We start from the raw sequence: 15401 nt of genomic DNA, 5'->3' as shown, positions 1-15401 counted from the left end.
TTTTTTCTTCACGTTACTGAAAATTTTTTTGCGAGGTATAAAGATAAAGGCATTAAAAGCAATATTAAAAAAGCAAGCCCGGTCGAACCAAATGCCGATGCCCATGAAGCATTGAGAAATATTAAAGCAATTACTCCGGCTTTAACCGCTTTGCCAATATTTTTCCCTACAGGTTGCCGAATGGCTTTAACGAGCGGTATGAAGATCATCGCTGCAAAAGGAAATAGGAAAAGCAATGTCAGAAATTCACTCTTATTATAAAAAGAAATAAATAAAATGGAAAGTATCACCAAAATGTAAAGAAGACCTGCAAAATAAAGTGATTGACTTTTCCCTCCATGTACTTCTCCTCTGCTGATCATTGTAATAGACGCTATATAAATTATGGGGACAATGGCAACATACCAATATAAATTGAGTTGAGTTACCAAAATACTCACACCCAATAAAAGATTTAATCCACGGCACAATCCCATATTTAAAGGACCCAGAAAGGAACGATGCTTCCCCCATTTATTGTACACTATTGCAGAAACAGCAATAATAGTGGCAAGAAATCCGGAAACCAGGTTTACAAAAAATGCAGTAATAATACCCATCAGCAATAAAATGATTCCAAGCAAAGTTGCTTCTTTGATGGTGATGATTCCCATGGGAATAGGCCGCTCCGGCCGCTCTATTTTATCAAGTTCTGCATCAAATACGTCATTAAAAACAACACCTCCTCCATATAGCCCTATTGTAGAAATGCATAATAAAATAAGCGGCAAAATCCAATCAGCCAATAAGCCCTGCTGCATAAAAAATCCTGAAATTGCCACTCCTGCAAGCACATCTGCTATGGAGGTTACAATATTTGCAGGCCTCATCAATTTTAAATACGCAATTGTTTTATTCAAGAATATTCTTTAACTGATGATGATAGAAGAGGAATCAATCCGTGGTTGCTGGCCGCCACGAAGTACTGTGTTGCCTTCAAATTTTTCAGACTGATCTATATTTTTTGAAGTAACAAAATCTCTTTCATCAATCTGGCCACTCTGGGCGAAAGCGGTAATAGCATTTTGATAGGTAACTAATCGTATCTCCACATCGCTAATGCCACGTTGTTTCATCAGGGCCGCCGTTTTAGGAACAGCAAGCGGATCGCTTATTCCCCAGTCGGCTGCTGAATTGATCATAATCCGCTCGGTGCCATATTGCTTAACAATTTCCACCATACGTTCGTTACCCATTTTGGTGAAAGGATATATTGTAAACGCAGCCCAAAAACCTTTATCTAATACATCTTTAACGGTTTCTTCATTATTGTGATCTATTATAACCATATATGGATCAAGCCCATGCTCCAATGCAATATCCATGCTGAGTTGGGTGCCTTTTTTCTTATCGCGATGAGGCGTATGTACCTGTACAGGTAAAGCTGCTTCTTTAGCAAGTTCCAACTGAAGGCGATAATATTTTTCTTCAAGGGCTGTTTGATCATCAAAACCTATTTCACCCACTCCAACAACACCCTCTTTATAAATAAACAAAGGAAGCATTTCCATAACCTGTTCAGCAAGAAGTTCATTATTTGCTTCTCTCGAATTTAAACCTATAGTACAATAATGTTTAATACCAAATTGTGAAGAACGAAATCTTTCCCATCCAATTAAACTACTGTAATAATCCCTGAAAGTATCGGGGCCGGTACGTGGCTGTCCGAGCCAAAAAGCTGGTTCTATAAGCGCCACCACCCCTGCATCTGCCATAGCCTGGTAATCATCTGTCGTACGACTGGTCATGTGAACATGCGGGTCAAAAAACTTCATTCCACGGATACTTTGCAGATCAACGGGAATAGCTTCTTTGGACTGGGTCTCCTTTTCATTTAAAGAATTATTGCAACACATACATTCAAGCGTTTATATTTATCCAATTCAATTTGTTTGCGAGTATTTCGTTTTTAAGTTCCGGTACATTTTCCAATAAATTTTTAGCTGGTGCATATTCACTTTGAAAACATGTTAGCGCCGCAGCCTTTCTTTCACCAATATCTTCTGAAGCAGCTATCTTTTGAATGTCTGAGATATTAGTTTCATCAATGAACCCACCTACCAATCTCCAAAGCTGAATGTTGACCGGTCGCTTAGCTGCCCACCGTTCATGAGCATAATCAATAAGTGTTGAAGCCAATGATAGGTTTGCCCTTTCATCCAAGCCATCAATTCGGTTAACATCTTTTTCAGTAAAAAAAGCTTTTAGCACCAACTGGTTCCAGGCTGCCTCATCCAAAAATTTAGAAGGATATGGATTATCATACATGATTGCTTCGAGTACAATCCCGATGTTACTTCTTATACCTTCTGCACAACGTTTTACCCATTTTTCCGGATAAGCAAAAACCGGCAAAGCAGCATAGAGGTCTGCTAATTCATTCATCTCCGCATTTTTAAAAAGGCCGTCTATTTTATTGATGTAACTATCTTTCTCAACAGCATTCACATGTAACAATATCCAGGTCCTGCATAACCTGTGCAAAGGCCAGCCAACAATAGAAAATCCTGGAAGAATAGCGTTGACCTGTTTTTTTTGATCCGTATTTAGTTTAATTATTTCCCGCCCTGTTTTTCGTGAAATTGCAGCAAAAGAAAGATTCAATTGTGCAGCATTATTTTCTAACGCAACAAGACTGGCTTTTTCTTCAAGCCACAAATAATTATCGATAGTGAGATAATTCTTTATAAGAGTTGATAATACTATTTTCAACTCATCCACATCATACAAATAAATTTCATTTTTCACTGTAATATTCATTAAGCTGCAAAATAGTTTATCGCCAAAGCAGCACTGATAATAAGCAATCCGAAAAATTCTCTTGTCTGTTCAATATAAGGTTTTGTTGCCTGCATATTTTCCACTATACTTTCCCTTTTATACTTTGTTATCCAGTCCCGAACACCGTCTTTTGCAAAAAAAAGTTTGATGGCATATATCAGATAGAAAGCAATAGCAACTAAATCTATTATTGGGTAATATTTCTTAAAAATTGCCAGTCCACAACAAATAGCCGCTACCATATAAATGCTAACCCACAGCCATGCATCTTTATCGTTAACGTTTACATAAGCAAAAGCAATAAATGAAAGGAAGAAAATGACATTTAAAATTGTAAGTAGCATGAAACTGCATTGAGGGTTCAAAGGTAAAACAAGCAAACTATCTTATCTATATTATAGTATATAGGTATTAGAATATTGAAAAGTATATTATTTAAAATTAAACCTAATTTTATAAATTGATATCGTTACCAACATGTTAATGATATATAAATGCTGAATTTCAATTTAGCATTTATATCCTATAAGGCCATCTATAAATTTAAATCTCTTTATGGCTTTTCTTTCTTTTGTTTTTGAATATATTTGGCAACGGTTCCCATAGGTGCAATCCATATTCCATTAGCAGGATTTTGTACATATTCTGCTAGTTGTTTTAACATGGCGAGACGGGTTGTTTGCTCGCCTGAATCCCCCATTTCATGGCCTGCAAGCACCAACCAGTTTCCATTTTTCCTGGCATCTTCCAAAAGAGGGAGAATCTGATCAAAATTTTTACCATCCATTTCAACTCCGGTTAGCTGAGCAAAGTTACAATACGATGGATCATTGGCGGCTTCATCCATCCAGCCCCTACCCAAAAGAAACATTTTTGATACAAGCGGAACATAGCTCTTGGTGTTCGCACCCTTTCCCACAAATTTTTGTCCACATGGATAAGCAAAGACTTCCGCTTTTACGTGCAACAACTCTTCAATAAGTTTATTACATTCCATTAACTCAGTCCGCATATTCTTAAGCGTATAATCTTCTAACGCATTTTTTCGAGACCAGGAAAAATTTCCGGTACAAGGGTGGGTAAGAGAGTGGTTCCCGATTTCATGACCGTTCGCAACTGCCTTTTTCCAACCTTCCAAACGTTTTATGACTGAGGAAGGTTGAACAAAAAAAGTAGCTTTTATGTCATACAAATCAAGTAAGTTCGTACCCACTATTACCTGGCTCTCGCGGGCATCATCAAAACTTAAACTTACGGCTGCCTGTTTACCTTCCGGCCAAGAGAAAACAGCAGAATCCAGCTGTGCATTTGTAACCTCGCTCAAAAGAAATACAAAGACAAAAATCAGCAACTGAGGAAAAACATTAGTTCCTCTTTTGTTACGTTTAATATTTAATGCTAAGATCTGAGTATTCAATTTCATAAAAATAATAATTAAGATATGGAAGAACAGGATGTAGATTTTTATATCGTAATTCTTTAATTGTGACTCCGGTCTTTTGCCCGAATAGGAGGATTGCTTCTCATTTCACCTTGAAGATAACCAGTCACTGACTCTGTCAGATCCTTTGCTGCAGCAGGTGTATATGGAGAAACAGTTGTTTCATATCCACCCTGTTCCCAAGCTGATCCTGTTGGCAAATAACCCAGCCACCCATTGCTATACCCAAAATAAAAAGTGTAGGGAAAAGGAGACCGATCCCTTATTTCATTAGAAATATCACAAAACAACTCAAGCGGCGCACTCCATAATGCAACATCTTCATTGATTTTTAAGAAACGGACAGGCAGCCGGACCATCTTAATACCAGTATTTGTCGTCCGTGTATAATTACCAAGATCCGAGGGCCAGTTTGTTAAACTGGGCTTTCTTGGCGTTTCTATTATCAACGAACCAGACAATAACTTTACCTGATCTGTTGTAGAAGTAATCTTGCGGTTTGCTTCAATAATTCTGTCACCTAACAGCACACGGAATTGTCCTAAATGTCCTGCTTGAGGATTCGGGTATACACTGTAAATTGGGGCCAAATTTCCTGCGGCACCATTAATAAATAGGACTGGTACGCCACACTGCTGCTCCACATATTCTGAAACAATTCCAGGTGCATCTCCGCTAATTTCCAGATTTTCTCCACCTAAAACGGTCCCATGCATTGGGTAATTAGCAATTAAAGCGAGGGGACTTCCATCCTCCTTTTCAATACGCAAAAGCCCGATGCGCCGGTCAACAACTCCGTCTGGGTTGAGTCCAAGGGAAGCTTTGCCATCAATATCAATAGCACGCCTGTTGATATTCGCCTGAGAAAATCCCCAACCTACACCAAAGCGAGCTGGTGCAAGTTTGTTTCGGGCCTCCTTAATACCCTCAATCAATTTCTGTTCTACTGAAGCTGTATAAATTGAATCGACATTGTGATGATAACGTTCACCAAGGAAAATACCGAGCAGTCCCGGAACTCCTACTTCAGGAGCAGAGTGGGTATGAGTTACCGTCCACCACAGATTGGAGGGATTGACTCCTAATTGCCGCTTCACCTGCACTGCTACGTTATCACATTCAGAGGGGGAGATCAGACATATATCGGTTGATACCAGAAAGAATTGGGTAGTGCCATCATCCAAGGCTACAATCTTATGATAGATATGGTCATGAATCCCCATTGATTTCCGGGCCTGATAACCTAACAACATCTTGGAATCATCAGGTGTAATATCAATTTTAACTACCGCAGCTCTAAACCTGCCATTTGTTACATTTAAAGAGGAGCTTGTTTGTTGCGGAAATAGCAACTCGCCAACAAGCATTAAAATCCCCAATATTGAATACCTGAGAAGATTACCTGATAACAAACCACTGTTACGATAACTATGTTTATTTAGTTTTCTATTTATTTCCATAACTATCCGATTATGATTAAATTATTAGTATTTTTTTAGTAAAGAGTAGTGTTTAATTCTCTCCAGTGAAAAACCGAATTTGAAAAATTATTTGTTTTCTCTTAAGTAAGCCAGTAGATCAGCCATTTGCTGTTGATTGATTTGTTTTTCTAAACCAGTTGTCATCGCCGACATATTTAGTGCTTTTAATGACTTAATATCGGTTCTGTTAATTGTTCTTGCTTCAGTTCCAGAGTTTTTCAATTTTATTGCAGTGGCTGTTTCGTTTGAGATGATCCCCTGAATAGATTCTCCATTTTTTAGTTCAACCGCCCAAAGATCATATCCACTTGATATAGATAAGTTAGGCGCCAGAATATTTGCCATAATAGCGTCGGCTGACCAATTATGAATTGTACCTAAATCAGGCCCGAAACTTAAACCCATACCCCCTCTTATTTGGTGACAAAGGGCACAGTTTAACAGAAATACATTTTTCCCCTTTGACGTGTCTCCTTTCATAGAAAGAGATTGTTGATAATCTTTGTTGACCTTTACCCTATCCTCTTCGCTTTTAGTGAGCAGCATTCTAGCTTTACCACGTAATTTCATGTTAGATTGGGCCATTAGCCTTACACTTCGGCGCCAGCCTACACTAGCTGGCTGGACCTTGCCCGCTTCAATAGCATCTAATAACATCGCGATTCTATCATCGTTGACTAAAAAAGTATTCATGGCTGCATCCTGTATTTCCGGGGTTAAATTAGTCCATCGTTGCAACAAGTATTGAGAAACAGTAGTATCAGGTATGGCACTCAACGTGCGTAAAGAAGCTACCTGAATAGAAGATTGTTCACGTGGAGAAATTAATTTTTTAAGAAGATCCGAATAGGGAGCTGGATTTCCAAGTGCTAAAAAATTTATAGCTTCTACTCTTTTCTCTTCAAGTTGGTGCTCATCAACTATAATGGATACAGCTTTTTTTATGGCTTCATTTTTTGAAGTCTCATTTTTCATACCCATTACTTTTAACAGGTCAAAAGAAGCATTGCGTAAATTAGCTGAAGAATTTTCAAAAAATGTTTTAATAAGTATATCCTGTTCTCCATTAAAAGCAGCAGGTGTTTTCTGTGATTTAAATCCTTGTGCCAGGCCTTCCAGCAATGGTGCCTGCCATTCAGCTTGTTGGCCTGTAGTAGCTTTTTGAATTAGCTGGTGCACAACAATAGGTTTTTCACTTCCGCCAATCATAGCCCCTAACCGCTGCACCAGCGAAACATAAGCCGGGACCTCTTTATGAAAACTATCCAGCACTACATTCAATAGAGATGCGGTTTGAGAGGAAGAACCTGACAAAGCTGCCACCTGAACCCATTGGTCATCGATATCTTTGAATAAAAGTTTATTTCTGACCTTTAAAGCTTCGGGCGTAGTTATAGAGCCAAGAGTACACAGCAATTGAAACCGTACTTTGGCGTCAGCATCATCCTGCAATGGGAACAAGGCTTTTGATAAATTAGGTGCAGTAGTCAAATGAAGTTCAGCTAATTTAATGGCGTTTTCTCTGACTCCTGGCACAATATCTTTTAATGCAAATTCAATCAGTTCAGATTTTAGTTCGTGAACACCTTCTAAAGTCCAAAGAGCATGTAACCGTCCCAAAGGAGAAGTAGAATTTTGAACCATCTTCTCTAATAATGGCAGTGTAGTTTTATCTTTTCTGTCTACCAATAAACGCTGAGCATTTAACCTCCACCATATATTTGGATTGGATAATTGCTCTACTAGTTGTTCGCCATTTGCATCACCTAGCTTTAGGCCTTTTGTCCAATCTGCAGTTTTTGTATTAGTTGGTGTTATACGATATATCCGTCCCATGTCATGACCATTATAGAGTTTGCCCGACTTGACCACATCTTCCCCCATCCATTCAGGATGTTCGATAATCTGGCGATAATAATCTACCACATACAACGCTCCATCTGGTCCGACATACATATTTACAGGTCGAAACCAAGCATCCGTGGAAGCGAGAAACTCTTTGTTAGGATGAATACGGCTGGCTACAAAACTGGCACCTTTGTCAGTTAGTTTATCCACATGAACCAAGTTACTAACCGGCTCTGCGACGAAAGAAGCATTGTCAAAAGGTGCTGGAAAAGCACCTCCTAAGTAATCTGTTATTCCGCAAGCTGAAGTTATTACTCCTACATCCGTCAATAATTGACGTTCTGGATTTTTAGTAATAGGAAACACTTCGGCAGCATCGCTGTGATCGGAAAGTGACTGGGTAGCATCGGAAAGAATTAAACTGGGGTTTCGTTTTAGATAAGGAGCTGCGATGACTTCCTGAAATATATGGTTCGAATTACTCACAAGAAAATGATTACCCCATTGATCAAATGTATGGCCAAATTGGGTATTACTTGATGATGTTTCTATTAAGTGTTCATCGGGACGAAATCGTACGGAACGGCCACTTGCATTTTTCGCAAGACGAGGACTATTTGGTTGGTCTGGAAAATAAATTTCACTACCCAGATCGCCAAATTCTTTTTTATATGTTTGTGTCGTAACTGCCCCCTCATGCCCCAGGTAAATCCAATTATCGATCCCTAATACGGGGCTATTAAGGTTATGTTGAGGATTAGATAATGCAAAACCGGTGAGCATTGTGTCCTTGATATCTGCTTTACCATCACCATTAGTATCTTCAAAGTACAAGACATTTGGTGCATCTGTTACCAATATCCCTTTTTTCCAACGCATGATGCTGTTTGGCAATGTTAATCCTTCCGCAAAAATTACACTCTTATCCATACGACCATCACCATTGGTGTCAGATAACAGTTTTATTACTCCAGTACCACTTTTGTCTAGCGGATATCCATGCATTTCAACCACATAAAGTCGACCGTATTCATCAATCTCCATATCAACAGGGTCAGAAATCAACGGTTCTGCCGCAAGTAATTCAATCTTGAAGCCTGGCTCTAGTTCAAATGTAGAAAGCGCATCCTCTACTCGTACCCCCGAATTAGTAGCTTCCGATTTAATATTAGAATTCTTGGAATTGTTATGACAACCAGCCATAATTAAAATAAATAATATAGTGGAATATCGGTTTATTTGGCTAGGGAGACTCATTTTCATGTAATTTTATTGTTGTTAATTTATATTATATGATTATAGAAATATGACTCATATTTATTTCAAATCTGGCGTATACATCTATTTAAGAGATATTAATTCACAGTCACCTATTTCCACCTTTAACGTATATCCCACCAAATTTTCGTAAACAATTTATCTTGTCCATGAAGGTATTTACTAACAGCTTCGGCTGTAGCAGCACCACTGGCATTGGTAATTGAAGTAGGGTAAATTATACGCTTGATAAATTGTCCATTGGGAATATCTCCGTTGCTATTATTGACCATAACCGGGTAAAGTTTCGGATAACCTGTTCTTCTGAACTCTGACCAGGCTTCTTGACCATCCGGGTATAAAGCAATCCATTTTTGAGTAATTATACGTTCAAGTTTTTGCTCAATGGTAGCACCTTCTTCCCATTTGATGGTTATTGATGATAAAGGGGGAGCATTGTTTGCTGAATTTTTTGGGTCAACATAAGCAACTGGGGTATTGGTATTATTATTTAGATAAGCATCCTCACCTCCAACAGCATTCGCCTTAAAAGAGGCCTTAATACCCTGTTCATAAAAGTCTTTTGCAGTACCTCCCATGTTCCAACCTCTTAATGCGCCTTCTGCCCTTAAAAAATAGCTTTCCGATACATCCATCAGTTTTACCGGGGGATTGCCAGCAAAGTTAACCATCGAAAACCCAACATAAGCATCATTAGAAGGAAAGGAGATTCCTTGCCTCATTCCCTTGATTTTATTATTAAGAGCCGGATCTGTCGCTGGCAAAGCATATTTTGATAATCGGGGATCATTATAACCTCCTAAAATAGTTTCTACAGGTGCACCTAGCCTTGTTTCCTGCCATGAAGACGTAATGGTTGCCAAAGGGTGACCGTTACTGGCAGTTATACTGAAAGAACCATCTGCATCAGAAAGCACTACATCGTTAACAGCGGCCTCTGCTTCTGCCTGAGCTTTTACAGAATTTATATAAGAAAGACGCATAGCAAGACGAAGCCTAAGTGTATTTGCCAACTTTATCCATTTTGCATAATCTCCGCCATACTGCGATTTATCAAATTTGGCAAAACGAATCTGATCGGCATTTGGATCAGCATCTTCTGCTTTTTTTAAAGCTGCCACAGCCTGCTTCAAATCAGAAAAAAACAAATTGTATGCTTCTTCCTCTGAATCAAACTTAGCGTCACTAGAAGTGCCATATTGAGAGTAAGGAATAGGTCCAAAAGTATCCACAAGCCTATGTCCTGCGAAAGTTTTCAAGATTAATGCGATAGCATATAAGTCAGGATATTTGACATCAAAACCCTTTTTCTTCATTACTACCCATTGGTCTAAAACCCGGGTAGCAGGAACAGACCATATCCCTGAATTCCAACTGTCAATCATAAAATAGGAAGAATTATTTATGCCGGCAAAGTATGGTTGGGGAAGCATCATATAGCCGCTATAATAATCAGCATTCAGGTTCTGCTGAAATTCATAGTTCCAGGGTTCATCTACCTGCAAAATATTCTTCATCATACCAGGCAACAGAAAACCTCCCGCATTAGCGTCTTGTTCTAGCATCTGATCGGTAATCAATTTTTCATCCGTATTCGGTAATTTAGTACATGAAATAGATAATAAGGATAAAAGACTGATAAATGATATAAGTTTACAGCTAACATTTTTATTTATAAAATTTTTCATATTAATATTATTTAAAATAAATAATTGCACTGCTTTAGTTTTAATGGAAGTACATAATTTTTAAAAATTACAATGTGGCCCTTAAAGAAATGCCATAAGAGCTAGTTGAAGGAAGATTATAAGCTTCAATTCCTTGTAAACTGTTAGACGCGTTAATGCTTACTTCGGGATCAAATGGTGCCTTTTTATAAAAAAAGAATAAATTCCTTCCAACTAAAGAAAAGGTTAGTTCCTTAACCACATGACTAAATTTAGGTAAGGTGTATCCTAGTGACAACTCTCGTAAACGAATATTGGTGGCGTCAAAAAAGTATTCTGAAACAGCACCCTGACTACCTGCACCCGTTTGATTATAATAATAATCCTTTGTATCGATTAATTTTCCGTTCACCATAACTCCACCATTATCCCTGGCAATACCCGTTCTTTTTGATAATCCTTTATAATCCAACCACCGTTCAGTTGCCGAAGCTACACCTCCTCCAAATCGTCCATCAATCAAAAAAGAGAGGGAAACATTTTTAAAAGTAAAAGTATTGTTTAAGCCTGCTAGAAAATTAGGATTTGCATTCCCAATATAGTGATCAGCTGTCGCAGATAATAGTGGTAAACCGGTACTATCAGTCAAAAACTTACCGTTTTGTTCTTTTTGATATACTTTACCAAACATATCGCCATATGATCCATATTTACCATTTACTGGCCGGGTTAGAAAAAGGGCAACCAACCTTGTATCGTTATAATCTGTTAAAACAAATCGATCCGCTTTCAAAAGATTGCTCAACTCCCTTATCTGGTTTTTATTCCGGGCGAAAGTTACCGTAGTTGTCCATTTTACCTTACCCAATGCGGTATTGTAACTCAAAATCGCCTCTATTCCTTTATTTAAAATAGTACCTCCGTTTATCCAGAAATTGGCAGCTCCAGCACCCGCTGGTGCCTGTATCTGAAAAACCTGATCATAGGTAGTGGCGTTATAATAGGTGAGATTTAAGCTCAACTTATCATGAAAGAATCTTAGATCAGCTCCAATCTCATAAGACTTTGTACGTTCGGGTTTTAGCTTAAGCGTATCTGTACCATTAAAAAAAGGCAAGGCATTTCTTCCGTTAATATTACCTCCATTATCCAATGAATAGGGTGGTGCAAAGCTTGCGACGCCAAAAGGCAAACTATTACCTACCTGAGCATAAGATCCCCTTAATTTAGCAAATGATAAAGCGCCCGTATTTCCTCTGTTATTCAATAATACATAAGACAGTCCTACTGAAGGATAAAAAAACGGTTGTGCTACCGTAGAACTCCATTCGTTTCTGCCGGTTACATCCAGGAATAATTTCTCTTTGTAACCAAATGTCAGATTACCAAAAGCTGCCTGATTTAAGATCTTTGTTTTCGATTCTGATTTATTGAATTGTCCATTTAAAGCATAAACTGAAAAGTAATTGGGATAGGATAACGAAGTGGCATTTGTACTTGACAAACTTATTCCGGAATAATTATTTTGGGTATTGCTTAAACCCAAAGTACCTGAAAAAGAAATATCTTTAGTTATATTTTTATTCCCCATCAACAACAAATCACTATACAGTTGATTATTATTAGACCTATTTGTTGTATATCCTCCGTTGATGCCAGCTTCAATTGCATCAGTCGAAGCACTCACTCGTTGTTCATAACTGTCTTCAACTCTATCATATGTAGTTCTTGCTTGAATATTCAACCAATCAAAAATTTTGTATTTAGCCATAATGGATGATATAGTACGATCACGAAAAAGGTCATTTTGGTCTCTCTTTTGAATCCAATATGGATTTTGACTATTAAGGGTCTCATTTCGTATATAAGGCCAGTTTTGAACGTACATTTGTCTTACCGGGCTCCATATTTCATAATTGTTGCCACTGTATTTTGACCAGTCGTCGCCGGTAGGGAAAGAATAAAGCGGGAAAATAGGATTAAAGTTGAATCCAGCCTGCGGACGGTTGTATACTTTCTGATTAATATAATTTACAGACGCATCTAGGGATAGCCTATTATTTAGTAGTTGTGTGGTGCCTCTTAATGTAATGTTATGTTTATTAAGATCGTTTTCGGGAACAATTCCTTTAACTTGGGTATTCGCATAAGACAAATAAAACTGGCCAAGGTCATTGCCATTCGAAACAGAAACTGCATTTATATAGTTCGAACCAGTTTGGAAGAATTCCTTCAGATGCCTGTCACTACCATTGGTAATTTTCGGGCCCCAGCTATCGTTAAGATTTGGGTCACTTTGGCCGTATTTAGTTTGTAGTTGAGGTAATCCAATAGGACTTTCAAAAATAGCTGTAGACGAATAGTCAACTTTAGCCACGCCTTTTCTTCCCTTTTTTGTAGTAATCAATATTACCCCGTTGGCAGCCTGGCTGCCATATAAAGCAGCAGCAGATGCTCCTTGTAATATCTGGACACCTTGAATATCTTCTGCATTTATATTAGAGATCGCATCGCCACCATCAAAAGCTCCATATAAGCTGCCGGTTTGGCTGCCGGTAGCGTTATTCATGGGAACGCCGTCAATAACATACAAAGGAGAATTACTCCCTAGAATAGATTTGTTACCACGGAGTATTATCCTTGAGGAGCTGCCTGGGCCACCTCCGCCTTTTGTAATGACAACACCGGCTGCTTTGCCCGCCAAAGTATTCATAAAATTCGGATCTTTCACCTTGTTCACTTCTTCTCCGGAAATGCCCTGGGTAGCATAGGTTATGCTTTTGACATTTTTTGCAATACCTAAAGCTGAGACAACAACAGTTTGTAATTCACTTTCTTTAGTTAACATTTGAACATTTATTATGCTTTGCCCGTTAACGGGTATTTCCTGAGTGGCAAATCCAATATAGCTAAATACTAAAATCCCATTTGAACTAGCAACATGAATCGTGTACTGGCCTTCCCCGTTTGTGCTGGTGCCTAATGTTGTACCTTTGAGGTTCACAGTCACTCCTGTCATAGCCTTTCCTGTCCTATCAGTTACTTTACCTTCAATAATTTGATCACGCATTGCCCCATTTGATTCTGTTAAAGCAGTGTAACTAACGTCACTATGCGCTCTTTCTCCATCATTAAACTGGTCTTTAGCTGCTATGCTGTAATAATTCTTTTTTACATACAAAAAAACTAAGTTATTGGGATAAAGAATATTTTTCAATACCTCTTCAACTGTCTTACCTTTTATAGTCTCTTCTTTATAAAGCGTATTTTTACCATCCAATAAAGACTTTTCATACACAAACTGGGTGTTAAAGACGTCGCTTAACTTTTTTAAAGCATTGTCAAGCGAGATGATTTCACTTTTTTGTTTTTGCGAGGGGGAATAAGTGCTCTGGGTATATCCGGTTCGTGGAGCACCAGTTAGAATAAGAGAAATAAGCACCCAAGCAGTTAACTTAATTTTCATCATAAGACAATTGTTAATAGTTAAAAAATTATATTACAATAGATGTGATTATAAACTAACCATATAAAATATTGATTAAAGTTTCAAACTTCTATTCACTGATTCTTTACACATAACCTTATTTTCTATTTTTAAAAATCAGTGTATTTCCTTGTTTTTCAATTTTTACGTTTAGCGTATTGGACAAAACAAACAATACATCTTTCATATCATTCAGCAATAATATTCCTTCCATCTTTTTGTTTCCAATAGCAGTATCTTGGAGTATGACTTTATAGCCATAGTAATCCTGAATATATTGAGCAATTTCAGTAACGGAAGCATCTTTTAAAACAAGTTTTTTATTGATCCATGTTGTATAATTAGCCGGGTCAACAGACTTTAGCAAAGGTGGACTACTGTTATCATAAGTTATCATTTGTCCTGGAAGCATATTAACAGATGCTTGAAATTTATTATTAAATTCTACCATGATTTTTCCAGTCTCTAATATTACCTCTGTAATTTGATTCCTTCGTTTTACATCAAACGAAGTCCCCAAAACTTTTACAACCAGGTCATTGGTCGACACAATAAAACGTTCTGATTCTTTAATGTCATTTTCATCTTTATTAATATGGTTAATTTTAAAAAATGCTTCACCTTCCAACCAAATTTGCCGTGGCCTATTCTTTCGGACATGAGTAAAATAGGAGATTGTTGAATGTGCATTTAGCACCACCTGTGAACCGTCAGGTAAAACAACCTTTTTTGTTTCACCATACATTGCTGAAATGGTAGTCTTTGCATTCCAATAAGTGTAATAAACTATACCCCCTGTTAAAGAAGCAGCAATAAAAATGGCCGCTATTTTTAATATTTTATTTACCCCCAATAGTTGAACTATTTTAACTTTTCTATTTTCCCGTAGCTCTCCTAATTTGTTTATAATAGAAAGTGTTGAAGCCAGTGAATTTTGCATCTCTTCCAGAGTAGGCAAATGTTCTTTAAATTTTATGTGCAATAAAACATTCTTTGCTTCCTCAATTATCTGACTTCTCTCCGGATGTTGCAATACCCAACTGCTCCAAAATTCATCTGTTTCCCTATCTGGTTTGATCACCCAATTCTGGAAATATTCATCACATATCAAATCAGTTGTTGAAAATTCTGTATAATCCATTCTATAGTTACTTTGATTATTATAAAGAGTCTGAAGAAATGTTTTTTACCCCATTAGTAAAAAATTAAATTTTTATAGGGCATTACACTAGCGTCCCGTTAAATTTTGAAACTGATAAAAAACGAAAAAGCTTAAAGATTTTCAAGCTAGAGGTTTGGGTAATTTTTACTTTTCATAAAAAATCAATTTCAAATCGTCACCGTGAATTTTATGTAAAAACTCGCCCTATCATTCAATT

General features: G+C 37.6%; 10 protein-coding genes. All 10 read right to left on the bottom strand.

The window, feature by feature from the left end; all coding sequences use genetic code 11:
- Positions 1 to 8 precede the first annotated feature (8 nt).
- The 10 genes from eboC to QWZ08_RS00170 all read right to left on the bottom strand — a co-directional run bounded on the left by eboC (position 9) and on the right by QWZ08_RS00170 (position 15163).
- The gene (gene eboC / locus QWZ08_RS00215) at positions 9 to 899 is read right to left on the bottom strand and encodes a UbiA-like protein EboC (RefSeq protein WP_290335133.1); all 891 of its coding nucleotides are present in this window, start codon (positions 897 to 899) and stop codon (positions 9 to 11) included.
- A 9-nt stretch (positions 900 to 908) separates the two neighbouring features.
- Positions 909 to 1895 carry a TatD family hydrolase gene (locus QWZ08_RS00210; RefSeq protein WP_290335132.1) on the bottom strand — a complete coding sequence of 329 codons (987 nt, stop codon included), beginning with the start codon at positions 1893 to 1895 and terminating at the stop codon, positions 909 to 911.
- 4 nt (positions 1896 to 1899) lie between these two features.
- On the bottom strand, positions 1900 to 2799 hold the full coding sequence (locus QWZ08_RS00205; protein ID WP_290335131.1) for an EboA domain-containing protein: 900 nt from the start codon (positions 2797 to 2799) through the stop codon (positions 1900 to 1902).
- A complete protein-coding gene (locus QWZ08_RS00200; RefSeq protein WP_290335130.1) occupies positions 2799 to 3164 on the bottom strand; it encodes a transmembrane 220 family protein in 366 nt (121 codons plus the stop codon). The genes QWZ08_RS00205 and QWZ08_RS00200 overlap by 1 nt, the downstream gene beginning before the upstream one ends.
- Before the next feature lie 209 nt (positions 3165 to 3373).
- On the bottom strand, positions 3374 to 4243 hold the full coding sequence (locus QWZ08_RS00195) for a polysaccharide deacetylase family protein (protein WP_290335129.1): 870 nt from the start codon (positions 4241 to 4243) through the stop codon (positions 3374 to 3376).
- A 56-nt stretch (positions 4244 to 4299) separates the two neighbouring features.
- Complete coding sequence (locus tag QWZ08_RS00190) at positions 4300 to 5721, bottom strand: neutral/alkaline non-lysosomal ceramidase N-terminal domain-containing protein (RefSeq protein ID WP_290335127.1); 1422 nt, start codon at positions 5719 to 5721, stop codon at positions 4300 to 4302.
- An 87-nt stretch (positions 5722 to 5808) separates the two neighbouring features.
- Positions 5809 to 8853, bottom strand: a complete 3045-nt coding sequence (locus tag QWZ08_RS00185) for a PVC-type heme-binding CxxCH protein (RefSeq protein ID WP_290335126.1) — start codon at positions 8851 to 8853, stop codon at positions 5809 to 5811.
- 119 nt (positions 8854 to 8972) lie between these two features.
- A complete protein-coding gene (locus QWZ08_RS00180; RefSeq protein WP_290335125.1) occupies positions 8973 to 10556 on the bottom strand; it encodes a SusD/RagB family nutrient-binding outer membrane lipoprotein in 1584 nt (527 codons plus the stop codon).
- Between the two features lie 67 nt (positions 10557 to 10623).
- Positions 10624 to 14004: a SusC/RagA family TonB-linked outer membrane protein gene (locus QWZ08_RS00175; protein ID WP_290335124.1), complete on the bottom strand. Its 3381-nt coding sequence runs from the start codon at positions 14002 to 14004 to the stop codon at positions 10624 to 10626.
- Between the two features lie 115 nt (positions 14005 to 14119).
- On the bottom strand, positions 14120 to 15163 hold the full coding sequence (locus tag QWZ08_RS00170) for a FecR family protein (RefSeq protein ID WP_290335123.1): 1044 nt from the start codon (positions 15161 to 15163) through the stop codon (positions 14120 to 14122).
- Between the last annotated feature and the right edge of the window lie 238 nt (positions 15164 to 15401).

It is taken from the genome of Ferruginibacter paludis, assembly GCF_030409685.1.
Lineage (GTDB): Bacteria > Bacteroidota > Bacteroidia > Chitinophagales > Chitinophagaceae > Ferruginibacter > Ferruginibacter paludis.
Note: the sequence above shows the minus strand (reverse complement) of the source record. Positions and strands in the feature narration are given on the sequence as shown.

What these genes read in the sequence shown, in the direction of transcription:
- QWZ08_RS00210 (WP_290335132.1), bottom strand. Translation starts at nt 1,895, where the DNA reads ATGTGTTGCAATAATTCTTTAAATGAAAAGGAGACCCAGTCCAAAGAA.
- QWZ08_RS00205 (WP_290335131.1), bottom strand. Translation starts at nt 2,799, where the DNA reads ATGAATATTACAGTGAAAAATGAAATTTATTTGTATGATGTGGATGAG.
- QWZ08_RS00200 (WP_290335130.1), bottom strand. Translation starts at nt 3,164, where the DNA reads ATGCTACTTACAATTTTAAATGTCATTTTCTTCCTTTCATTTATTGCT.
- QWZ08_RS00195 (WP_290335129.1), bottom strand. Translation starts at nt 4,243, where the DNA reads ATGAAATTGAATACTCAGATCTTAGCATTAAATATTAAACGTAACAAA.
- QWZ08_RS00190 (WP_290335127.1), bottom strand. Translation starts at nt 5,721, where the DNA reads ATGGAAATAAATAGAAAACTAAATAAACATAGTTATCGTAACAGTGGT.
- QWZ08_RS00185 (WP_290335126.1), bottom strand. Translation starts at nt 8,853, where the DNA reads ATGAAAATGAGTCTCCCTAGCCAAATAAACCGATATTCCACTATATTA.
- QWZ08_RS00180 (WP_290335125.1), bottom strand. Translation starts at nt 10,556, where the DNA reads ATGAAAAATTTTATAAATAAAAATGTTAGCTGTAAACTTATATCATTT.
- QWZ08_RS00175 (WP_290335124.1), bottom strand. Translation starts at nt 14,004, where the DNA reads ATGATGAAAATTAAGTTAACTGCTTGGGTGCTTATTTCTCTTATTCTA.
- QWZ08_RS00170 (WP_290335123.1), bottom strand. Translation starts at nt 15,163, where the DNA reads ATGGATTATACAGAATTTTCAACAACTGATTTGATATGTGATGAATAT.